This window comes from Georgenia sp. Marseille-Q6866, assembly GCF_965111665.1.
The window spans coordinates 1-22,942 of record NZ_CBCOOR010000018.1; the positions used below are offsets into that span (position 1 = coordinate 1).

The following is a 22,942-nucleotide window of genomic DNA, read 5'->3' on the forward strand; positions in this document are numbered from 1 at the left end:
ACACCCCCGCGACCACCGCACCGACCACCCCCTCCGGAGAGACCCGATGACACGCACCACCCTCACCGCCGCCGCCCTCCTCGCCTCGGCTCTCACCCTGGCGGCCTGCGGCCAGGTCGAGGTCGCCGAGTCGAGCGATCCCGACGACGTCGCCGCCGCCACCGACGCGGCCGGCGAGATCACCGTCGTCGACGACCAGGACCGCGAGGTGACGATCGAGGGCCCGGTCGAGCGCGCCGTCGTCGCCCTCTCCTACAACAACGAGTTCGTCGAGGCGATCGGCGCGGGCGACCGCGTCGTCGGCGTCGACCGCGGCACCGTGCAGCGCGCGCCCTACCTCGGGCTCACCGAGGAGGACGTCGTCGGGGAGAGCATCGGCGAGCTCAACTACGAGGCGATCGTCGCGCTGGACCCGGACGTCGCGATCATCCCGCGCAACGGCGCCTGGCAGGAGGCCTCGGAGCGGCTGGCGGAGTTCGACATCCCGGTCGTCGTCGTCACCTCGTGGGACGTCGACGTCTTCGAGGAGACGATCGACCTCCTCGGGGAGGTCTTCGACGAGCCCGAGGGTGCCCAGGCCGTGCGTGACTTCCACGACGAGATCGTCACCGCCGTCGAGGACGCCGTCGCCGGCACCGAGCCGGTCCCCGTCTACTGGGAGACCGACCAGCCCTACATCACCGCGCTGCCCGGCTCGGGCTTCGACCAGGTCATCACCGGCGCCGGCGGCACGAACGTCTTCGGCGACATCACCGGCGGCGACGCCCAGCACGAGATCACCGTCGACCCGGCCGCCGTCGTCGAGCGCGACCCGGCCGTCGTCGTCCACGAGCAGCCCCCGTCGGCCGAGCCCTACGCGGCCGCGGAGGTCGACGAGATCGTCGCCGGGATCCCCGCGCGGCCGGGCTGGTCCGGGATCAGCGCCGTCGAGAACGGTGAGGTGTACGTGACGAACGGGTGGGCGACGTCGGGGCTCGCCAAGGCGATCGCCACCGCCTACCTCGCCACCTGGCTGCACCCGGAGGAGACGGCGGACCTCGACCCGGCCGGCTACCTCGAGCGCTGGGCCACCGAGTTCCAGGGCGTCACGGACTATGCGGGTGAGGACGCCTACGTCACCGTCGGGAGCGCGCAGTGACCACCGAGGCACCCGCGCGCCCCGACGCCGCCCGCACCGCACCCGCCCCCGAGGTCGCGCAGCCCCGCGGACTGCGGCGCGCGCTGGGCAACCACCGGCTGCTCGTGCTCGTCGTGTCGGCGGTGGTGACCGTCGTCGTCGTCGCGGGCTCGACGGCGGTGGGCACGTCCGGGGTGACCTTCGCCGACGCGATGCGCATCCTGTGGCTGCGCGTGGCCGGCGGGACGATCGAGCCGGAGTTCGTCCAGTCCTACGCGATCGTCGCCGACCTGCGCCTGCCGCGCGCGCTGCTCGCGCTCGCCGCGGGCGCGGCGCTGTCGGTGGCCGGCGCCGTCATGCAGGGGCTGCTGCGCAACCCGCTCGTCAGCCCCTTCACCCTCGGCGTCTCCCCCGCGGCGGCCTTCGGGGCGTCGCTGGCGATCCTGCTCGGCGGCGGCGGGGTCGCCTCGTCCAACCCGCTCGTCATCCTCTCCGCGCTCGCCTGCGCCGGGGTGGTGACGATGCTCGTCCTCGGCCTCGCGTCCGCGCGGAAGATGGCGGTCGCGACGCTGCTGCTCCTCGGCATCGCCGTCACCCAGCTCTTCGAGGCACTGACCGCGGGCCTGCAGTACGTCGCCAACGAGAACACCCTGCAGGCGATCGTGCGCTGGACCCTCGGCTCGGTCAACGACGCGTCGTGGACCGAGGTGCGGGTCATGGGCGCCGTCGTCGTCGTGCTCCTGCCGCTGCTCCTGTGGTTCGCCAAGGACATGAACGCGATCGCCTTCGCCGGCGACGACGCCGCCCGCTCCCTCGGCGTCAACGTCACCGTGGTCCGGGTGGGGCTCATCCTCGTGTCGGTGCTGCTCGCGTCCGTGGCGGTGTCGCTGTGCGGGGTCATCGGCTTCGTCGGGCTCGTCGGGCCGCACATCGCGCGGCTCATCATCGGCGCCAACCACCAGTACCTGCTGCCGATGTCGGCGCTGTCGGGCGGCGTGCTGCTCGTCGCGGCGGACACCATCGGCCGCACCGTGGTCGCGCCGTCGGTCGTGCCGGTGGGCATCGTCGTCGCGATGCTCGGCGCGCCCGTCTTCATCTACCTCATCATGACGCGGAGGGCCTCGAAGTGACTGCAGTCCAGGAACGGGCGACGACGGCGGGAGCGGCCACCGCGGCGGCGGCACCGCCCGCGGCGCTGAGCATCCGCGACGTCGAGTTCGCCTACGGCAAGCACCAGGTGCTGCGCGGCATCGACCTCGACGTCGCGGCGGGAACGCTGTGCGCACTGCTCGGGCCCAACGGCTCCGGCAAGTCGACGCTCACGAAGATCCTCGCGGGCGTGCTGCGCACCAGGCAGGGCACGGTGCGGCTCGGGGGCCGCGACCTGCTGTCGATGAAGCCGCGCGAGCGCGCCAAGGTCGTGGCCTACGTGCCGCAGTCGAGCGAGGTGCCCTTCGAGCTGACGGTCCGCGAGGCCGTGACGCTGGGGCGCACCCCGCACATGGGGATGCGGCCGGGCGCGGAGGACGTCGCGGTGGTGGAGGACGCGATCGAGCGCCTCGGGCTGGCCGAGCTGGCCGAGCGGCGGCTCTCGGACATGTCCGGCGGGCAGGCCCAGCGCGTGCTCATCGCCCGGGCCCTGGCCCAGCGGCCGCGGGTGCTCCTCCTCGACGAGCCGACCTCCGCGCTCGACCTGCGCTACCAGGTGGAGACGCTGCAGATCGTGCGCCAGGTGGCGCGTGAGGAGGGCGTCGCGGCGCTCATCGCGATCCACGACCTCAACCACGCGGCGACCTTCTGCCAGCAGGTGGTGCTCCTCAGCGGTGGGCGCCTGGTGGCCGACGGGCCCGCGCCCGAGGCCTACGACGCCGCGCTCCTCGGTGAGGTCTACGGCCTCCCGGTCGAGGTCCTCCACGACGCCGGCCAGAGCCCGCAGCTCCTCAACAACACCTACAGCGCGCACACGACGATCTATCCCGACGACTCCACCCCGATGTCCGGGCCCGTGACGCCTGGGCCCGACCTCGTGCAGTGGGCGCGCGACGTCGTCGCCGGCGTCCCGCGCGCGACGGCGCCCGCGTCCGCCGGCTGGAGCGCAGGACCTCGCCCCGACTGGGTGGCCGAGGAGGCAGCGGCCGTCCAGCCGTGGTCCTACCCGACCCGGCGTCTGCAGGGCGTGTACTTCCGCGAGCAGCTCGAGGCGATCCTCGCGCGCGGCGGCGTGGAGCTGACCGCAGCGGTGGGCACCGTCGTCGAGATCGAGCCAGTAGCACGTGAGCTGTCGGCGGGGGGTGGGGGTCGGCGCCTGGTGCGGCTCTCCGACGGGCGGGTGTTCTCCGCCCGCGCGGTCGTGCTCGCGCAGGGGATGGTCCAGGCGCAGCGGTCGCGGGAGACCGCGGAGCGAGTCGCGGCCGCGGAGGACCACGGGCTCGTCTACGTCGAGCCGGGCATGCCGGCCGAGCGGGACTGGGACGCCGTGCCGGGCGGCGAGGACGTCGTCGTCGCGGGGCTCGGGGCGAACTTCTTCGACGTCGTCGCTGTCCTCACCGCCGGCCGCGGCGGCCGCTTCGTCCCCGGCGACTCCCCCTTCGACCTCACCTACCTGCCCTCCGGACGCGAGCCGCGCCTGCTCGTCGGCTCCCGCCGCGGCCTGCCGTACCGCTCGAAGTCCTGGTACGGCGGCTTCCCGCCGCGCTACACCCCGCGCCTCGCCACCCGCGAGTGGTTCGCGGCCGCCGCGACGATCCCCGACCAGGACTTCCGCCGCGACGTCTGGCCGCAGCTCGCCCGCGAGCTCGTCGCCGCCCACCTCACCACGCTCCTGCGCCACCACCCCGCCACCGTCCCGTCCCTCACCGCCGACGACGACGGCGAGCTCCCCGCGGGCCTGCTCGCCCGCATCTCGGCCGCGGACGTGGGCGAGCTCGACGGCCTGGTCCGTGACGTCGTCGTCGACCCCGCCCGCTACCTCGACGTCGAGCGTCTCGACCGGCCCGACGTCCGCCTGCCCTCGCCCGAGGCGTGGCGGGCGTGGACCGAGCGCTGGGTGGCCGCCGAGCACGAGTCGATCACCCGGCCGCTGGCCAGCCCGCGCGCGGAGGTCAACCGGGCGATGGCGCTGCTGCGCGGGCAGGTCGCCGGGCTCGTGCGCGCCGGAGCGATCCACCCGGCGTCGGCCGTCCGCGACGTCAACGGCTGGTTCGGCGCGCTCGGCCTCGCGCTCGCCTCCGGCCCGCCGCCGGAGCGCACCGCGCCGCTGCTCGCCCTCGTGCGGGCCGGCGTCGTCGAGCTCCTCGGTGAGGGCCTGTCCGTCACGGTGGAGCGCGGCCGCTTCGTCGCCCGCTCCCAGGTGATCGGGCGCGAGCACCGGGTAGGCGCCTTCGTCGAGACGCGCATGTCCAAGGGCCACGCCGACGTCACCGACGACCCGCTGCTGCGCTCCCTGCTCGACTCCGGCCGTGCCCGCCTCCACGCGCGCACCGGCCCGGACGGCACGGTGGCTGCGACGCGAACCCTGGACGTCACGCCGGAGGAGTTCCACCTCCTCGACGCCGCGGGCCGGCCGGACCCGCAGGTCGTCGTCATCGGCATCCCGGCCGGGGACGTCCAGCCCGGCTCCGCGATCGGCGCGACACCGGGCGTCCCTTCACCGCTCATCGCGGGCGCGGACCGGGCGGCCGCGCAGGTCCTCGCCCTCACCCGGGAGGCGCTGCCGGTCGGCTGAGCCGGCCGCTCACGCCGGGCAGCGTGCCACGACGGCCCCGCCGCGCCGATGCGCGCGCATCGCCGCACGGCGTGCCACGGCCGGCCGGCCGCCGTCGTCGTCAGAGGTCCCGCGGGCTGAGGACGCAGAACTCGTTGCCCTCGGGGTCGGCGAGCACGACCCACGTGACGTCCGGGCCCTGCCCCACGTCCACGCGCCGGGCGCCGACGTCCAGCAGCCGCTGCACCTCGGCGTCCTGGTCGTCGTCGGCCTCGGGCGCAAGGTCGATGTGGAGACGGTTCTTCACCGTCTTGCCCTCGGGCACAGGGACGAAGACCAGGCCCTGGCCGCGCTCACGCGCCGGGACGCGGTCGGCGAACCCGTCCTCGACCATGTGCGGCGGGATGATGACGACCTCGTCGTCGGCCTCGTACGCGGTGCGCCAGCCGAGCACCTGGGCCCACCACGCCGCGAGCGCGCGCGGGTCCCGGCAGTCGACGACGACGCTGTACCAGCGCAGGGCCATGGCTCCTCCTCGGGGCTCGTCCTGGGAGTGTGGCACGGCGCGTGCGTGGGCGGGCGGGTAACAACTCAGCGCTCGGCGAGCGTGGGGGTGACGTCCTCCTCCGTCACCGCCTCCGCGAGCGCCGCGGCGTCGCCGAGGGCCATGTCCACCCCGAGGTAGCCCTGCTCCCCCGCGGCGGTCGTCACCCGGAGGGTCGCCAGCCCGAGCAGCCGCTGGACGGGCGACTGGCTCACGTGCGCGCCGTTGATCCCGCGCACCTGGACGACGTCGGTGCGGCGGCTGAACCACCCGCGCTGGAGGTAGAGGTACTCACCGTCGAGGCGGTGCCCCAGCGCCCGGTAGTACCCGCGGCCCGCGACCACCGCGACCGGCACGAGCGCCGCCGGCACGAGGAGCAGCCACGCGCTCCACCCGGCCCACACGACCCCGGCACCGAGCCCGGCGGCCACCGCCGCCGTCGCCAGCAGGTACCGCACGACGGCCCGACGGCGGGCGACGGGCGGGTGAGCGAGCAGCGGCCCGCTCGCCGGGGCGACGTCGTCGTCCAGGACGGGGCGGCCGAGCAGGACGTTGGCGACCCGCACGGCGACGTCACGCGTGGTCGTCGGCAGCATCGAGGAGCTCTCGCTCATCATCTGCGCGAGGCTCACGCCGGTCATCACCGGGGCGAGCCGGGCACCGCCGAGCAGTCGCGTGAGCAGGCCCCGGGACACGGTGACGCCACGCAGGCGCTCCTGGTCGGCGGTGAAGGAGCGGGTGGTGAGGAGCCCGCGGGTGGCGAGGAAGCGGCCGCCCGGCTCGCGGACGAGCCGGTAGCCCCACCACGCCTCGGCGAAGGTGACGGCACCGGCCGCGATCCCCAGGAGCACGACGAGGACGAGCGAGGTGGCGGCCCAAGCGCCCCACGGCACCCGGTCGACGACGCTCATCGCCTGCTCCCCGATCCACTCCTCCCGGCCGAAGAGGGAGGCGAAGCCGTAGACGGTGCCGATCACCGAGATCGGCCCGGCGAAGAGCCACACCCCGACCATCTGGTAGACGACCCAGCGCCAGCGCAGCGCCTGCACCTCCTCGCCGCCGGCCTCCGCCAGGCGCGGGTCCACGGTGGAGGCGACGTCCTGCCCGCTGCGGCGCAGCAGTTCGGCGCGCAGGCGCAGCGCCGTCGCCCGCGGCAGCCCGTCGAGCGCGACCGTGCCCTCGCTCGTGAAGGCGTTGCCGCCGGTCCCCACGCGCAGCACGGCCAGCCCGAAGAGCCGGTTGCTCAGCGGCGCGGTGATGTCGACGGTGCGGATGCGGTGCAGGGCGATCCGGTTGCTGCGGCGCACGAGCAGCCCGGTCGTGTGCTGCAGCTCCTCCCCGGTGAGCCGGTAGCGGACCTTGAGGTAGTTGAGCGCCTGGTTCAGCGGGTTGAGCACCGCGAGGACGGCGAGCGCGATGACGGTGTACCGCGCGGTGTCGTTGTCGGTGTTGAAGAACCACCAGCCGGCGGCGGCCGGGACGAGCCGCACGAGCATCCGCAGCAGCGCGGCCGGGACGATCCGCAGGCTGAGCCGCTGCCACGGGACGTCGGTGGCGCCGTCGTCGTCGACGACGCCCTCGTCGATGAGGGCACCGGTCATGTCGCGTCCCCCTGGGTGCGGGCGACGGCGTCGGTGAGCTGGGTGACGAGCTCCTCGGCCACCTCCGCCTGGAGCCCCTGGATCTCGACGGCGCCCTGCGCGGACCCGGTCGTCACCGAGACGGCGGCCAGCCCGAGCGCCCGGTGCAGGAGGTTGCGCTTGGCCTCGACGGTCTGCACGCGGGAGAGCGGCGCGATCCGCCACTCCCGGCCCAGCCACCCGGTGCGGGAGTAGACGGCGGTGCTGGTCGCCTCCCACCGGTGGGTGCGGTACCGCAGCCACGGCGCGAGGACGACGGCGGGGAGCAGCAGGACCGTGAGCGCGCCGGCCGCGACGAGCAGCCACGTCCGCCCGCCCTCCCACAGCGCAGCCGGGACGAGGGTGAGGACCCAGACGACGACGAGGGCGGTCGCGCGCGAGAGCAGCCAGTAGGTGCGTGCGCGCGGGGCGACGCGGTAGCGCGGCGGGCGGGGCGCGCCGTCGTCGGGGACGGGGGTGACGGGCTCGGGCACAGGGGCTCCTTCGTGCGGGGATCGGGCACCAGACTAGGGAGGTCCCGGCGCCGCCCCATCCACCTCTCGGCCACCACCGGCTCCCCTTGAGGCTCGCCCCTCGCGCACCACCGCGAGCGGGCGGCGGGCGGCTCGGTTACGTTGCCGCCCATGGGTGCTACCGAGCTGATACTCGTCCGCCACGGGGAGAGCCTGGGGAACGTCGCCGCCGCGCAGGCCCGGCAGTCAGGGGCCGAGGTCATCGATGTCCCGGCCAGGGACGCCGACGTCGAGCTCTCCCCCACCGGCGTCGAGCAGGCGCAGGCGCTGGGCCGCTGGCTCGCCGAGCTCCCCGCCGCGGACCGCCCCGACGCCGTGTGGTCCTCCCCCTTCCGCCGGGCCCACGACACGGCGCTCACCGCGCTCGACGTCGCCGGCCTCGACGTGCCCGTACGCCTGGACGAGCGGCTGCGTGACCGGGACCTCGGCATCACCGACACCCTCACCACCGCCGGCATCCGGCGGCGCTACCCGGAGGAGGCCGAGCGCCGCGAGTGGCACGGGAAGTTCTACTATCGCCCCTCGGGCGGGGAGTCGTGGGCCGACATCGCCCTGCGCGTGCGCTCGCTCCTCGCCGACCTCGAGCGCCAGCGCCGCCACCGCCGCGTGCTCATCACCTGCCACGACGCCGTGCTCCTCGTCTTCCGCTACGTCTGCGAGGAGATGGACGAGGCGAGCATCCTCGAGATCAGCCGCACCCAGTCCGTGCGCAACGCTGCGGTCACCCGCCTCGTCCGCGAGGAGGACGAGGACGGCTGGACGCTCGCCGAGTTCAACTCCGCCGACCACCTCCGCGACCAGGGCGTCCCGGTGACGGCCCAGCACTCGCCGTCGGACGAGCAGGCCGTCGAGCACGAGGCGGGCGAGGTCCGGTGACGACCGACCTCACGCCCGACGTCCTGCGCGGCTGGCCGCTGCCCGAGCCCGGGCACGGCAAGTACGCCCGCGGCGCGGTCGTCGTCGTCGGCGGGTCGCCCGGCTCCCCCGGCGCCGTCCTCCTGTCCGGGCTCGCTGCCCTGCGCGTGGGCGCCGGCAAGCTCTCGGTCGCCGTCGCCGCCTCAGTGGCGCCGGCCCTCGCCGTCGCCGTCCCCGAGGCGGGGGTGACCGCGCTCGAGGAGGACGACGGCGGGACGCTCACCGGCGGCGGGCTCGACCCGCTGGAGCGCAAGCTCGCCCGCGCGTCCGCCGTCCTCGTCGGCCCGGGCCTCAGCGACCCGGACAGCACGGTCACCCTGCTCACCGGGGTGCTCGAGCGCGTGGACGACGACGTCCCCCTCGTCCTTGACGCCTTCGCCGTCGGGGTCCTGCCGCGCCTGGAGGACCTCGCCCCGACCCTGCGCGGCCGGCTCGTCCTCACGCCGAACGCCGACGAGATCGCCCACCTCCTCGACGTCGACGACGTCCCCGACGGCGACCTCCCCGGCGCCGTCCTCACCGTCGCCGAGCGCTACGGCGCCGCGGTGACCTGCGAGGACGTCGTCGCCGCCGACGGGCGGCTGTGGCGCAAGGTGGCGGGCAACCGCGGGCTCGGCACCTCGGGCAGCGGTGACGTCCTCGCCGGCGCCGTCGCCGGGCTGCTCGCCCGCGGCGCCGAGCCGGGGCAGGCCGCCGCCTGGGGCACCCACCTCCACTCCACGGCCGGGGACCGCCTGGCCGGCACCGTGGGCGGCGTCGGCTACCTCGCCCGCGAGCTCCTCGACGTGCTGCCCGCCGTCCTCGAGGAGCTCGGCGGCACCTGACCGGCCCGTCCCTGCCCTCCCTTCCGCCGAGAGCTGAGTTGTTCCGTGATGTCACGTAACAACTCAGCTCTCGGCGAGGCTGGGGGGGGGACGCCGAGAGCGCAGGCCCCGGGCGGGACCTGCGCTCTCGCCGCAGCGGGGCGCCCAGCGCGCCCCGCGGTCCTACGCGCCGGCGGTCTCGCGCTCCTCGCGCACCACCTGACGCTCGAGCTTGGCGCCCTCGACGTCGACGTTCGGCAGGATCTTGTCGAGCCAGCGCGGCAGCCACCACGCCTTCTCCCCGAGCAGGCTGAGGACCGCCGGGGTGAGCGTCATCCGCACGAGGAAGGCGTCGATGAGGACACCGAAGGCGAGGCCGAAGCCGATCGGCCGGATCATCGCGAGGTGGGCGAAGATGAAGCCGCCGAAGACGGAGACCATGATGATCGCCGCGGCCGTCACCACCCGCGCGCTCACGTTGAAGCCACGCACGACGGCGACCCGCGCGTCGGCACCGTGGACGTGCGCCTCCCGCATGCCCGAGACGAGGAAGACCTGGTAGTCCATCGCCAGGCCGAACAGCACCCCGATGAGGAGCACGGGCAGGAAGCTGAGGATCGGCCCGGCCTCGTTGACCCCGAAGAGGTCGGAGAGGAACCCGAGCTGGTACACCGCGACGACGGCACCGAAGGACGCGACCACGGTGAGGAGGAAGCCCACGGAGGCGAGCAGCGGCACCCAGATCGAGCGGAACACGAGGAGCAGGAGCACGAGCGAGAGGCCGACGACGACGAGCAGGTAGATCGGCAGCGCGTCGGCCAGCTGGTCGGAGATGTCGATGTTCGCGACCGTCTGCCCGGTGTAGCCCACCTCGACGTCGTGCGCGGCCCCGAGCTCGTCCTCGCCGTCGAGAAGCGTGTTGACCAGCGCGACCGTCGACTCCTCGGAGGGGCCGTCGGCGGGCATGATCTGGAAGGCGAGGGTGTCGCCGTCCTCGCTCGTCCCGAAGGGCACGACGTACTGGACGCCGTCGACGGCGAGGAGGTCCTCGGCGATGTCGAGCTGGGTCTCGGTGAGGGCCGCCTCGTCCTGCGTCGGCTCCGCGAGCGTGGCGACGCCGATGATCGGGCCGTTCGCGCCCGCCCCGAAGTTGTCCCGGATGAGGTCGTAGGTGCGGTAGGCGGTCGAGCCGGCCGGCTCCTGGCTGCCGTCAGGCAGCCCGAGGCGGAGCTGGGTGGTGGGGATGGCGAGGAGGCCGGTGACGGCGACGACGCCGATGATCGCGAGCCACGGGTGCTGCTGGACCTTGTAGGCCCAGCCGCGGGAGTCCGCGCCGTTCTTGCGCTCGAGGCGCGTGCGCTGCTTGGCCGGCAGGACCCGCTCCCCGAGGAAGGACAGCAGCGCGGGGGTGAGCGTGACGGCCGCGAGGACGGCGACGACGACGGTGCCCGCGGCGACGTAGCCCATGACGCCGAGGAACGGGATGCCGGTGAGGCCGAGCGCGGCGAGCGCGATGACGACCGTCGCACCGGCGAAGGTGACCGCGTTGCCGGCGGTGCCGGTGGCGAGGGCGATCGAGTCCCGCACGCCCATGCCGTCGGCGAGCTGCATCCGGTGGCGGTTGAGGATGAACAGGGAGTAGTCGATGCCCACGGCCATGCCGAGCATGAGCGCGAGGGCGGGGGTCACGCTGGTCATCTCGACCACGCCGCTCAGCGCGAGCGACGCCCCGACGCCGACACCGACGCCGACGAGCGCGGTGAGGAGCGGCAGGCCCGCGGCGAGCAGGGAGCCGAGCAGGACGAGGAGGACGACGACGGCGACGACGACGCCCACGACCTCGGCCGGGCCGAGGATGGAGGAGATGTCGGAGACGATCTCCGCGCTGTAGTTCACCTCGATGCCCTCGTCGGTGAGCGTGTCACCGATCTCCTGCACCTGGGCGGTGACCTCGGGGTCGAGCTGGCCGCCCGAGGACTCGAACTGCACCTGCGTCATGGCGACGGTGCCGTCCTCGGAGACCTGGCGCAGCCCGGAGGTGAGCTCGGCGAGCCGCTCGCCCTGGTCGAGCTGGGTCTCCCCCGCGGCGATCTCCGCCTCGGCGGCGGCGAGCTCCTCCTCGCCCGCCTCGAGCTCGGCGCGGCTGGCGGCGAGCTGCTCCTCGCCGGCGGCCAGCTCGGCCTCGGCGGCGGCGAGCTGCTCCTCGGCCCCGGCGGCCATGGCCGGCGGCAACATGTCGATGGAGGCCTCGAGCTCGGCGCGCTGGGCCTCGAGCTGCTCCCGGCCCGCGGCGAGCTCTGCCTCGGCGGCCTCGAGCTGCTCGCGCCCGGCGTCGAGCTCGGTGCGGCCCTCGTCGAGCTGCGCGCGGCCGGCCTCGAGCTCGGCCCGGCCGGCCTCGATCTCGTCGAGGCTGCCGTCGAGCTGCTCCTGGGTGGCGAATGGGTCCATCGACCCGACGACGCCGTCGAGCGCGCTCCACTGCTCGGTGACGTCGGCGACGGCGGCCTGCTGCTCGTCGGTGAAGCCGTCCTCGGCGGAGAAGGTCACGGTGCCGATGCCCGCGGCGGCCTCGGGGATCTCCTCCTGGAGGTCGTCGAGCACCACCTGGAACCGGCTGCCGGGGATGCTGAACTCGTCGCTCAGCGGCTCACTGAGCGTGGCGGCACCGGTCGCGGCGAGCGCGATGACGACGAGCCACGTGATGACGGTCGCCCAACGGTGCCGGGCGCTCCATCGTCCGAGGCGGTGCAGGAGTGAAGCCACAGGGGGTCCTTCCGGGATGTGGTGATGCAGGGAAAAGGGGACGTCAGGAACCGGGCCGGCGCCACCCGGCGCCGGCATGGTCGAGGACCCGCTGGAGGGTGTCGTTGAAGGAGGCGACGGCGTCGTCCGCGGGAAGCGCGGTCGCGACGGGCACCCACGCCTTCTGGACCATCTCGAACATCGCCATGACGGAGGCGGCCAGGGACCGCACCCGCAGGTCGTCCTCGCCGCCCAGCCGGTCGCGGAGCACGTCCACGAGCCACTCCTCGTGGTGCTGCCACACCCGCAGGTGGAGCTCGCGTCCACGCAGGGAGGCCCGCGGGTCGGTCGGGAGCCAGGCGAGGAGGATCTCGGCGCCGATGGGCTCCTCGCGGAGGGCCGCGCGGATCGCGACGAGCGGCTCCTCGCGGGCGGGGCGCCGGCGCAGCGCGTCCGCCATCCGCTCGAGCGGGTCGGCCAGCCCCGCGGCGACCACGGCCTCGATGCCGGCGAAGTAGTTGAAGAAGGTCCGGCGGGAGACGCCGGCACGGTCGGCGATGTCCTCCGCCGTGACGTCCTCGAGGCCGCGCTCGCGCGCCAGGCCGCGGGCGGCGTCGATCATGGCCTGACGGGTACGCGCCTTGTTGAGCTCGCGCCGGCCGGCCGTTTCGGACATACCGTCAAGTCTCCGCCTCACGTGCACACCGTGCAACTTTGCCCGCTGTGCAGTGCGGCACACGCTGCCCTTTCGGCCCTTCCGGCGGGCGCGCGTCGGGAGTAGGTTGCGCGGCACCACGCGAGCAGCACGCTGCCGCCCGCGGTCACTCCTCAAGGAGATCGCGATGAAACGACTTGTCAGCATCCTCCTCGGACTCGTTCTCGGGTTCGCGCTCGTCGTCCCGATGGGCGCCTCGGCACAGGCCGCGCCGTACTGCGGCATCTCCTGGGGCTCGCTCGCCAAGACGCAGAGCCCCGGCTCTTCCTCCACGTCCATCACCAACGTGCGCGCGGGCGAGCACTCCTGCTACGACCGCATGGTCATCGACGTCCGCGGTGACGTGCGTGGCTACTCGGTCCGCTACGTCAACCAGGTGTACGCCGAGGGCAGCGGGGCGCGTGTCCCGCTGCGCGGCGGCGCCAAGCTCGAGGTTGTGGCGCACGCCCCGACCTACAACCCCGTGACGGGGCGCAGCACGTACGCCCCCTCCAACCCCAGGGAGCTGCGCAACGTCAGCGGCTACTCGACCTTCCGCCAGATCGCCTCCGGCGGCAGCTTCGAGGGCCAGACGACGATCGGCCTGGGCGTGCGTGCCCGGCTGCCCTTCCGGGTGCTCGTCCTCGACGGCCCGGGCTCCGGCTCGCGGCTCGTCATCGACGTCGCCCACCGCTGGTGACGTGCGAGGGCCCCGCCGCGTGGCGGGGCCCTCGGCGCCCGGGGCGCGACCTCCGGTCAGGCCGCCCGACGGCGCAGGTGGAGCACACCGCCGCCCACGGCGACGGCGGCGAGCGCGAGCCCCGCCGCGAGCGCCACCTGCGCACCGGTCCGGCTCAGGGACCCACCGCGGCCCGAGTCGCTGCTCCCGGCGGCCCCGTCACCAGCGTCCGCTCCCCCGTCACCGGACCCGGTGCCACCGTCACCGTCACCGGAACCAGCGCCACCCTCACCGTCACCGGAACCAGGGCCACCGTCCCCGGAGCCGTCGCCGGCCCCACCGTCGGTCGGGCCCTCGCCCGGGGTGCCGTCGATCGGCCCGTCCGTCGGTGCGTCCGTGGGCTCCTCGGTCGGCCCGTCCGTCGGCTCGTCCGTGGGCCGGTCGGTCGGCCCGTTCGTGGGCTCCTCGGTCGGCTCCTCGGCCTCCCCGTCGAGCGGAGCGACGTAGCGCTCGGTGCCACCGGTCGTGTTCACGGCCAGCCAGTACCCGTCGAGCTCGCCCGAGGGCAGTGCCACCCGCAGCGACACGGCGCCGTCCTCGTCCGCGACCCGCTGGTCGAGGTGGACGACGTCCCCGGCTGCGGGCGCGTCGAGCGAGGCGCCCTCCTCCAGGACGAGGACGCTCAGCTGCTCACGGGCCAGCTCGGCGCCGCTGGTCACGCGGATGTCGGCGTACCCGCCCTCGGCCAGCGTCGCCTCGTGGCCGAGCTCCACGGCAGCCACCGCGGGCGTCGCCACCATCGCGCCGAGCAGCAGCACGCCGCTGGCCGTTGCACACACGTGTCGCATCTGTCGGTTTCCCATCTCAGTTCTGTCCTTCCGGCGCGTTGGCGAGCATCGGCCGGCCCGTCTCGGCGTCCCACTGCCACACCCCGGCGAAGTCCCAGCCCAGGCCGTCGCGCCAGGTGGTGACGTCCGCGAGCTCCGCGGCGGTCCTCGTCTCACCGCGCTGCGTGTCCGGCCCCTCGGCCGTCTCGGTCTCCACCCCGACGACGAGCGCCTCCGAGGCGTAGTTGTTGACCAGCGTCGCGGTGTCCCCGTTCAGCACCCGGCCGACCACCCGGCTCGCCTGACTGAAGGCCGTCACCGAGGTATTGAGCGCGACGCTGTCGCGCACGGTCGTGCCGGTGTAGGCGTAGCCCGTGATGCCACCGGCGTTCTGGTCATCGACGGTCTCGACGGCACCGGTCGCGTAGACCCGCTCGGTCACGCTGCCGCGACCGGTGATCCCGACGACGCCGCCCGACTGCCGCCCGCCGTCGGCGGTGACGTCCGCCGTCGAGTAGGCGTCGCGCAGCTGCCCGTAGGAGTAGCCGACGACGCCGCCGACGGTCGCGGTCCCGGTGACGGACCCGGCGGTCCACACCTGGCTCAGCTCACCGTTGTTCGTGTCGACCAGCAGACCGACGTTGCTCGCCGTCGTCGTCACGGTCGCGTCGGCGACGCCGAGGCGGGTGATGGTGCCGTTGTTGACCGCGAACAGCCCGCCGGCCGCGGAGGTGTAGCCGCTGATCGTGTGGCCGGCACCGTCGAAGGTGCCGGAGAAGGCCTCGATCTGCGCCTGCTCCACGCCGGTGAGGTCGAGCGGGGCCGTGAGCCTGAAGTCGGCCGCTGGGAAGGCCGCCACCTGTGCGAGGTCGGCCGGAGCGGTGACGAGGTACGCGCCGTCGTCGGCCTGCTCGAGCTCCGGAGCGGGGTCCGGGAGAGGGGCGACCGGCTCACCGGTGTACTCCTCCTCCACGGCCCGCAGCACCGGCCGCCCGGCGTCCTTGTGCCAGCTCCACACGGACTCCAGGTCCCAGCCGAGGGTCTCGGCGTAGAAACCGGCGTCCCGCAGCCGCCGGAGCGTGGCGGTGGCGCCCATCCACGAGGTGGGCCCGAGCGGGTCGGTGGTCGAGACGGTCTCGGCGACTAGTCCCTCGCTCGCCCAGAGGTTCTCGAGCGTCGCGGTGTTCCCGGCCAGCACCCGGCCGAGCACGCGGTGGGCGTAGCTGGACGCGGTGACGCTCGGGTTCAGAGCGATGACGTCGCGGATCTCGGTGCCGGTGTAGCCGTAGCCGACCACGCCGCCGATGTTGCGGGCGCCCGCCGAGACGCTCCCGGCCGCGTAGACGTTCTCCGTCACGGAGCCGGCCAACGCGACGCCGACGACGCCGCCGGCCTCGGTCGCCCGGGCGTGGACCTCCGCCGTCGAGTACGCGTTGCGCACCACGCCGCCGGAGTCACCGAGCACGCCACCCACGCGCGAGCCGCCGCTGACGGTGCCGGTGGTGAAGACGTTCTCCACCGTCCCGTTGCTCACGTTCGCGAGGATGCCGACCCGCCCGCCGTCGAGGTCGACGGTGGCATCGACGATCCCGAGGTCGCGGATCGTGCCGTTGTTGATGTTGACCAGCCCGCCGCGCACCGAGCTGAGGCCGGTGATGACGTGGCCGGCACCGTCGAGCTCGCCGGTGAAGGGCCGCAGACCGCCCAGCGGCTGCCAGCCCTCGGCCCCGGAGAGGTCGATGTCGGCGGTGAGGACGAACTTCTCGGCCGGGAAGCGGGTGACCTGCCCCAGCTCGGTGGCCGTGGTGATCTCGTAGTACCCGTCAGCGTTCGGCTCACCGGCGGGGCGGGGCGGGACATACTCCTCGGTGTTCGCGCGGAGCACGGGGCGCTGCGCGGTAGCGTCGACGACCCACGTGCCGGTGAGGTCCCAGCCGAGGTCCTCGGCGTAGAGCGCCTCCTGGCGGGTCTCTGCGGCCGGCACGACGCCGCCCTTGAGGTTGTCCTCGGCGGGTGCGTCGGCCAGCGACTCGACGCTGACGAAGGACGCGTCGCTGGCGAGGTTGCCGGCGAGGTCTGCGGTCTGCCCCGAGAGGACGCGCCCGACGACGGCGTGCGCGTAGGACGGCGCCGTCACCGACTCGTTGAGGGAGATGACGTCCTCGACGACGGTGCCCGCGTAGCCGTAGCCGACGACCCCACCGACGTTGCGGGTGTCGGAGGTGACGTTTCCGCTGGAGTAGACGCGCTCGGTGGTCGAGCCGCCCAGCGCGACCCCGACGACGCCGCCCGCCTCCGTCGTCCGGGAGCGGACGTCGGCCGTGGAGTAGGAGTCGCGCACAACGCCCTCGGAGTCACCGACGAGCCCGCCCACCCGTCCCTCGCCGGTGATGGTGCCCGAGGTCCACGAGCCCTCGATCGTGCCGGTGTTGTAGTCGGCGAGGATGCCGATGGTGCCCTGCGGGGAGTCGATCTGCGCGTCGACCACCGCGAGGTCGCGGACAGTGCCGGCGTTCGTGGCGAACAGACCCGCTCCCCCGGTGTCCGGGGCGACGTACCCGCTGACCGTGAAGCCCTGGCCGTCGAGCACACCCGCGAACGGGGTGGCGCCGGCGCCTATCTGGGCGCGCGGCTCGCCGTCGAGCTCTAGGTCGTTCATCAGCGCGTAGTGGCCCGCGGGCTCCCACTGGATGTTCTCGACGTCCTGCCAGGTGCGGATCTCGTAGGGGTCCTCGGCGGTCCCGCCGCCCAGCATGCCTTGCCGCAGCTCGACCGGAGCCTGCAGCGGCACACCGCTGCCCAGGCCGTCCCACACCAACAGGCGCACGGTCTGGCTGGAGTCGATGGGCAGCGGCTCGGCGAACTCGATGAACTGCTCGGCGCCGCGGTGGTCGAGCTCGACGTCCTCCACGCGCAGGTCGACGAGCTCCTCCCCGGCGTAGTCGTACGCGGCGACGGCGACGGTGAGGTCCTCCCGCGCGCCCGGGTAGCTGAGGAGGCCGACGCCGGGCAGCTCACGGTCCTCCATCGTCGCCGAGCTCAGCCGCCACGTGCCCTCGGGCTGGGTGACGGTGAACTCGTCGACGACCTCGCCGTCGACGGTGTAGGCGGTCATCGTCAGGCCCGCGTCGGTCACCTCGAGGACCGCGCCGACCTGCGTGTTCTCGTCATAGACGACGTCGTCCCACCAGAACTCCTGGTTCTCGTAGAACTTCGGCCCGGAGGAGCCCATCGTCACCCAGGTGGTGCCGGCGGCCTCCTCCTCGGGCGTCGTCGCGAGCGCGTCACCGGTGATGGTGGAGCGTTTGTAGACGTGGTCGTGGCCGCCGACGTAGAGGTCGACGCCGAGCTGGTCGAGGGTCTGGGCGACGAGCGCGCGGTCGTTGGACATGCCGGCGTCGTCGGCGTGGCTTCCGCCGAAGTAGGAGAAGTGGCCCGTGACGACCTTCCACGGCTTGTCCGTGGTGCGCATGTCCTCGACCAGCCAGTCGAGCTGGGTCTGCAGGTCGTAGTTGGAGTTGATGACGGCGACGTGGACGTCACCGCGGTCGAAGGAGTAGTTCGACTCCCCGATCTCGCTGCCGTTCTTCGGGTGGTTGAACATGCCGCGGAAGATCGCGTTGCGCTCCGAGGAGAGGACGTTGAACTCCTTGTCCCCGTAGGTCTCGTGGTTGCCGACCATGGTGGCGAGCTGGAGGTCGAGGTCGTCGAGCACCCAGTCGAACGCCTGCTGCCAGTACTGTCCGCGCCCGGCGTTGTCGACGAGGTCGCCGACCTGGACGAGCAGGCTGCCGCCGGGCCGCTGCTCGCGGACCTCGGCGAGCATCTCGGTGAAGAGCGCGTGATCCTCCTCGAGCCCGCTGCTGACCTGGAGGTCACCGAGCACGTAGATCGGCTCGTTCCCGGTGGCGCCGGCGAGGAGCTCGCCCTGGACGTCGGTCCAGCCACCCTCGGCGCTCGTACCGAAGCGGTACTGGTAGCGCTCGCCGGCCTCGAGCCCGGCGACGTCGAACTCGTGGGCGCGCAGCGGCTGGCCGGTGATCGAGTCCTGGTAGGTGTCGGCGTCCTCGGTGGCGACGGTGTCGACCTCGAAGACCTGGCTGGCGCCCGCGGCGATGGTCACCGCCTGGGACCAGTCGTCGCTGCCGGCAGGCAGCACCTGCGCCCACGCGTCCTCGACCTCGATGTCGGTGAGCACCGACAGGCCAGCCTCGTCGGCCTGGGCGCCGACGGTCGCGACGGTGCCGAAGTACTGGAAGACACCGGCCGGGTCGAGCACGTCCTGGTTCACGACGACGCGCTGGAGGTCGGCGGCGACGTTGCCGGCGTCGTCGGCCGCCCTCGTCACGACGTAGTGGTCACCGTAGCTGCCCACGGTGAAGGCACCGTCGACGACGTCGACCTCGCCGGCGGCGTCGTAGACGGTGACGGCCACGGCCGGGTCCCCTCCGCCGTCGTCGGTGGCGGTGGCCTGCGGGATGTCGATCTGCTCACCGTAGGCGGCGGTCTCGGGGACGGCGGCGACGGTGAGGTCCGGGGCGTAGTCCGCCCCGGCGACCCGCTCGCCGATCCACACGGGCGCGGAGATCAGCTCCTCGCCGTCGGCCTGGGTGGCCTTGACCCAGTAGTACTCGCCGTCGGCGACGTCGAGGGTCGTGCTGAGCTCGACCTCGCGGCCCTCGACGCCGGAGAACTCGTGGGCGACCTCGCCACCGTTGGTGTGGACGACGGCGGAGACGAAGGAGTCGTCCGGGCTGTCGTCGGCGAGAACGAGGTCGAGGGTGAGCTCGGTGGTGTCGGCCGGGAGGATCGAGCCCATCTGGTGGTCGTTGGCGCCGAGCTGGAGCGTCGCGTCGACGTCGAAGGTCGTGTACATGCTGCGCTCGCGCATGGCCTGGTAGAGGCCGTCGAGGCTGTGCTCCTCGGCCCACACGCCGGTGTGCGCCGGGTTACCGCTGACCCAGGCACCGCGGTGCTCGTCGCCGGACCACACGGGCGCAAGGTGCCAACCGCCGTCCAGCGCGTCGACGAAGGTGTCGTGGTAGCCCGGGGACTTGTACTCGAAGAGCGGGACCTGCGCGTCCACCTCGGGGGTGAGGTGGGCGAAGCCGAAGTGGCCGTGGCTGGAGGCAGGGTGGTTGAACTGGCCGATCGCGCCGGGGTCCAGCGTGATGCGGGCAAGCACGGTCGCGACGTCGTACATGATGTGGCCGGTGCCCCAGGTGCCGCCGCCGGCGCTGTTCGCGGTGAGGAACCAGTCGGTGTTGAAGATATTCATGTGGCCGCTGCCGTCGTACCAGGTCACCTCCTCGCCGATGAGGGTCTGGAGGTGCTCACTGCTCGCGTTGAACTCCTCGGCGGCCCGGTGGCTGTAGCTCCACTCCTCGGAGTGGGACGCGTGCCGGTCCTCGGTGAAGTGGTCGGCGTTGCGCAGGTCGAGGACGACGTCGTGGTCGGTGACGGCGAAGAAGTCGGCGTTGGTGCTCTGCGCGACGTGCTCGAAGGCGTCGGTCGGGAGGCCTTGGCCGTCGCTGATCGCGGTGTGGGAGTGGACCTCGGCGCGGTAGTGGGACCTGCCGAGATACTCCGGGCGGTCGGTCGCGGCGAGGGGGACGGCCGCGGCCGTGGCGGACGCGGCGTCGGCGGCATCGTCGGCGTGGTCGTGCTCGTCGTCGCGGCCGTGCTCCTCGTCGTGGTCGTGCTCGCCGGCCGTGGCACCGATGGCCAGCGGGTCGACCGGCGGCACGGGCGGGTGGGTGTCGGCCGGCAGGTCCTCCTGCCGGGACACCTCGTCGGCCGGAGCAGCCTGGCTCGGGATGGCGACGATGCCGCCCGCGAGGAGCGATGCTCCCGCGAGGACCGCCGCCGTGCGGGTGCGCCCCGCCGTGGACCTGCTGACCTTCATCTCACTCCTCGTCGTCGACTGCCGTCGCGGACGGTACGGAGGGGAGATGTCACGTCGGAGCACGGCGTGTGAACGGGAGACGAACGTCCCGTGGTTGCCGGACGACGGCAGGACAGGATGGGCCGTGCAGACGAGACTGGCAGTCGACGCCGCGGCGTTCCCTGTCCCCACCGCACCCAGCAGGACCATGACGCACACGACCGAGCAGCCCCCGGACGCCCCCGCGCACGCCCGCGCCGTCGACGACGTCCTCGCGGCTCTCGGAACCGACCGCGGCGGCCTGAGCCCGGGCGAGGCGGCAGCGCGGCTCGAGCGCCACGGTCCCAACGCCCTGCCCGCGGCCGAGCGTGAGTCCGCGCTGCGGCGGCTGCTGCGCCAACTCCGCGACCCGATGATCTACGTCCTCATCGCCGCCGCCGTGCTCACCGCGGTGCTCGGCGAGTGGGTGGACACGATCGTCATCGCCGCCGTCGTCCTCACCAACGCTGTCATCGGCTACGTCCAGGAGGGTAAGGCGGAGGACGCCCTCGAGGGCATCCGCCAGATGCTCTCGCTGGACGCGCAGGTGCGGCGCGACGGCGCGTGGCAGACCGTCCCCGCCGAGGACCTCGTCCCCGGCGACCTCGTGCGCCTCTCCTCCGGGGACCGCGTGCCCGCCGACGTCCGGCTCACCCGCGCGAGCACGCTGCGCATCGAGGAGTCGGCGCTCACCGGTGAGTCCGTCCCGGTGGACAAGGGCACCGACCCGGTCGCCCCGGACGCGGGCATCGGGGACCGCACCTCGATGGCCTTCTCGGGCACCGTCGTCGCCGCGGGCTCGGGCGCCGGGGTCGTGACGGCCACCGGGCAGGACACCGAGATCGGGCACATCACGACGATGCTCGAGGAGGTCGAGTCCCTCGAGACGCCCCTGACCCGGCAGATGAACGCCTTCGGGCGGGCGCTGTCGCTCGTCGTCGTCGTCCTCGCCGTCGTGATGTTCGCGCTGGGCGCGCTGCTGTACGACGACACGCTCGGCGAGCTCACCCTCGCGGCGATCGGCTTCGCGGTCGCCGCGATCCCCGAGGGCCTGCCCGCCGTCCTCACCATCACCCTCGCCCTGGGAGTGCAGACGATGGCGCGGCGCAACGCGATCACCCGGCGGATGAGCTCGGTGGAGACCCTCGGCTCGGTCACCGTCATCTGCAGCGACAAGACCGGCACGCTCACCCGCAACGAGATGACGGTCCGCACGGTCGTCACGCCCGCCGGCCGCTTCGACGTCACCGGCACCGGGTACGCGCCCGAGGGCGAGATCCTCCCGGCCACCGGCACGACGACGACGGCCCAGCACGTCCTCGCCCTCGCGGAGGTGGCGGCGCGGGCCAACGACTCGACCGTCTCCCGCCGCGGTGAGGAGTGGGTGCTGTCCGGCGAGCCGACCGACGGCGGGCTGCGCACCTTCGCGCTCAAGGCCGGCGTGGACGGCGACGACGACGCCCGGCTGGACGCCGTCCCCTTCGACTCCGCCTACAAGTACATGGCCACCCTGGACCGCACCGCGCAGGGCACGGTCATCCACCTCAAGGGCGCGCCGGACCGGCTGCTGGACCGCTGCGACTCCCAGGGCACGGGGCCGGAGGGCGCCGCGCCGCTGGACAGGGCATTCTGGCAGGCGCAGGTCGAGGAGCTCGGTGCCCGCGGGCTGCGGGTGCTGGCCGCCGCGACCCGCCGCGCCGACGACGACGCCACCTCGGTGAGCACCGAGGACGTCGACGCCGGCGGCTTCGTCCTCCTCGGTCTCTACGGCATCATCGACCCGCCCCGCGAGGAGGCCGTCGCCGCCATCCGCGCCTGCCGGCAGGCCGGCATCCGCGTCAAGATGATCACCGGTGACCACGCCGGCACCGCCACCGCCATCGCGCGGGAGATGGGGATCGGGGACTCGACCGTCACCGGCGCCGAGCTCGAGACCGCCACCGACGAGGAGCTGCGCGTCCTCGCGACCGAGCACGACGTCTTCGCCCGCACGAGCCCCGAGCACAAGCTCCGGCTCGTCCAGGCCCTGCAGGCGAACGGCGAGGTCGTGTCGATGACCGGCGACGGCGTCAACGACGCGCCGTCGCTCAAGCGGGCCGACGTCGGGGTCGCCATGGGGATCAAGGGGACGGAGGCGACGAAGGAGGCGGCCGACGTCGTCCTCGCCGACGACAACTTCGCCTCGATCGAGTCGGCCGTCGAGATGGGCCGCACGATCTACGACAACCTCCGCAAGGCGATCGTCTTCATCCTGCCGACCAACGGCGCGCAGGGGCTGGTCATCCTCGTCGCGGTCGTCCTCGGGCTCACGCTGCCGCTCACGCCGGTCCAGGTGCTGTGGGTCAACACGATCACCGCGGTCACCCTCGCCCTCGCGCTGGCCTTCGAGCCCTCCGAGCCGGACATCATGCGCCGGCCGCCGCGCACGCCGGGCGGCTCGATCCTGCCGCGCTCGGGGCTGCTGCGGATCGGCTACGTCTCGGTGCTCATCGGCGGCGCGACGATCGCGGTCTTCCTCCTCGGCCAGGAGGCCGGGCGCGGTGTGGCGGAGTCGCGGACGGTTGCCGTCAACACCCTCGTCGTCGCGCAGATCTGCTACCTCTTCGCCAGCCGCTTCAGCCGCACCACGAGCCTGCGCCGCGAGCTCCTCACGACCAACCCGGTCTCGTGGGTGTGCGTGGCCGTCATGCTCGCGCTGCAGCTGCTCTTCGTCTACGCGCCCTTCATGCACACGGCCTTCGGCTCCACCGCGGTGGGGCTCACCGACTGGCTGGTGCCGCTGGGCGTCGGGGTGGTGGTGTTCGCCGTCGTCGAGGTGGACAAGGCGCTGCGGCGGCGCTGAG

Annotated in this window: 14 protein-coding genes; 7 read left to right on the forward strand and 7 right to left on the reverse strand. The window is 73.6% G+C overall.

Annotated features, from left to right (window positions below; all coding sequences use genetic code 11):
• Positions 1-46 precede the first annotated feature (46 nt).
• The 3 genes from ACWPXV_RS14170 to ACWPXV_RS14180 are packed head-to-tail and all read left to right on the forward strand — an operon-like array spanning position 47 to position 4,841.
• On the forward strand, positions 47-1,138 hold the full coding sequence (locus ACWPXV_RS14170; RefSeq protein ID WP_454085817.1) for an ABC transporter substrate-binding protein: 1,092 nt from the start codon (positions 47-49) through the stop codon (positions 1,136-1,138).
• Positions 1,135-2,247 carry a FecCD family ABC transporter permease gene (locus ACWPXV_RS14175; RefSeq protein WP_454085818.1) on the forward strand — a complete coding sequence of 371 codons (1,113 nt, stop codon included), beginning with the start codon at positions 1,135-1,137 and terminating at the stop codon, positions 2,245-2,247. The genes ACWPXV_RS14170 and ACWPXV_RS14175 overlap by 4 nt, the downstream gene beginning before the upstream one ends.
• A complete protein-coding gene (locus ACWPXV_RS14180; protein WP_454085819.1) occupies positions 2,244-4,841 on the forward strand; it encodes an ATP-binding cassette domain-containing protein in 2,598 nt (865 codons plus the stop codon). Before ACWPXV_RS14175 ends, ACWPXV_RS14180 begins: the two co-directional genes overlap by 4 nt.
• Positions 4,842-4,941: 100 nt before the next feature.
• On the opposite strand, the gene ACWPXV_RS14185 is transcribed toward ACWPXV_RS14180, so the two are convergent.
• From ACWPXV_RS14185 to ACWPXV_RS14195, 3 genes are all read right to left on the reverse strand, one after another.
• Complete coding sequence (locus ACWPXV_RS14185) at positions 4,942-5,346, reverse strand: VOC family protein (RefSeq protein ID WP_454085820.1); 405 nt, start codon at positions 5,344-5,346, stop codon at positions 4,942-4,944.
• 65 nt (positions 5,347-5,411) lie between these two features.
• Entirely contained in the window at positions 5,412-6,965 is a 1,554-nt protein-coding gene (locus ACWPXV_RS14190) for a PH domain-containing protein (protein ID WP_454085821.1), read from the reverse strand.
• On the reverse strand, positions 6,962-7,477 hold the full coding sequence (locus tag ACWPXV_RS14195) for a PH domain-containing protein (RefSeq protein ID WP_454085822.1): 516 nt from the start codon (positions 7,475-7,477) through the stop codon (positions 6,962-6,964). The genes ACWPXV_RS14190 and ACWPXV_RS14195 overlap by 4 nt, the downstream gene beginning before the upstream one ends.
• Positions 7,478-7,627: 150 nt before the next feature.
• On the opposite strand from ACWPXV_RS14195, the gene ACWPXV_RS14200 reads away from it, so the two are divergent.
• Both ACWPXV_RS14200 and ACWPXV_RS14205 read left to right on the forward strand, forming a co-directional pair.
• Positions 7,628-8,392, forward strand: a complete 765-nt coding sequence (locus ACWPXV_RS14200) for a histidine phosphatase family protein (RefSeq protein ID WP_454085823.1) — start codon at positions 7,628-7,630, stop codon at positions 8,390-8,392.
• Positions 8,389-9,255: an NAD(P)H-hydrate dehydratase gene (locus ACWPXV_RS14205; RefSeq protein WP_454085824.1), complete on the forward strand. Its 867-nt coding sequence runs from the start codon at positions 8,389-8,391 to the stop codon at positions 9,253-9,255. Before ACWPXV_RS14200 ends, ACWPXV_RS14205 begins: the two co-directional genes overlap by 4 nt.
• A 162-nt stretch (positions 9,256-9,417) precedes the next feature.
• On the opposite strand, the gene ACWPXV_RS14210 is transcribed toward ACWPXV_RS14205, so the two are convergent.
• Both ACWPXV_RS14210 and ACWPXV_RS14215 read right to left on the reverse strand, forming a co-directional pair.
• Entirely contained in the window at positions 9,418-11,997 is a 2,580-nt protein-coding gene (locus ACWPXV_RS14210) for an MMPL family transporter (RefSeq protein ID WP_454085825.1), read from the reverse strand.
• A gap of 43 nt (positions 11,998-12,040) precedes the next feature.
• Positions 12,041-12,652, reverse strand: a complete 612-nt coding sequence (locus ACWPXV_RS14215; RefSeq protein ID WP_454085826.1) for a TetR/AcrR family transcriptional regulator — start codon at positions 12,650-12,652, stop codon at positions 12,041-12,043.
• A 166-nt stretch (positions 12,653-12,818) separates the two neighbouring features.
• Here ACWPXV_RS14215 and ACWPXV_RS14220 point away from each other — a divergent pair, with 166 nt between their 5' ends.
• A complete protein-coding gene (locus tag ACWPXV_RS14220; protein WP_454085827.1) occupies positions 12,819-13,370 on the forward strand; it encodes an AMIN-like domain-containing (lipo)protein in 552 nt (183 codons plus the stop codon).
• Between the two features lie 56 nt (positions 13,371-13,426).
• Here ACWPXV_RS14220 and ACWPXV_RS14225 read toward each other — a convergent pair whose 3' ends face one another.
• Both ACWPXV_RS14225 and ACWPXV_RS14230 read right to left on the reverse strand, forming a co-directional pair.
• On the reverse strand, positions 13,427-14,188 hold the full coding sequence (locus ACWPXV_RS14225) for a PT domain-containing protein (RefSeq protein WP_454085828.1): 762 nt from the start codon (positions 14,186-14,188) through the stop codon (positions 13,427-13,429).
• A 25-nt stretch (positions 14,189-14,213) separates the two neighbouring features.
• On the reverse strand, positions 14,214-20,081 hold the full coding sequence (locus ACWPXV_RS14230; RefSeq protein WP_454085829.1) for a metallophosphoesterase: 5,868 nt from the start codon (positions 20,079-20,081) through the stop codon (positions 14,214-14,216).
• A gap of 187 nt (positions 20,082-20,268) precedes the next feature.
• On the opposite strand from ACWPXV_RS14230, the gene ACWPXV_RS14235 reads away from it, so the two are divergent.
• Positions 20,269-22,941, forward strand: coding sequence for an HAD-IC family P-type ATPase (locus tag ACWPXV_RS14235; RefSeq protein WP_454085830.1), 2,673 nt, complete (start codon positions 20,269-20,271; stop codon positions 22,939-22,941).
• The last annotated feature ends 1 nt before the right edge of the window (position 22,942 follow it).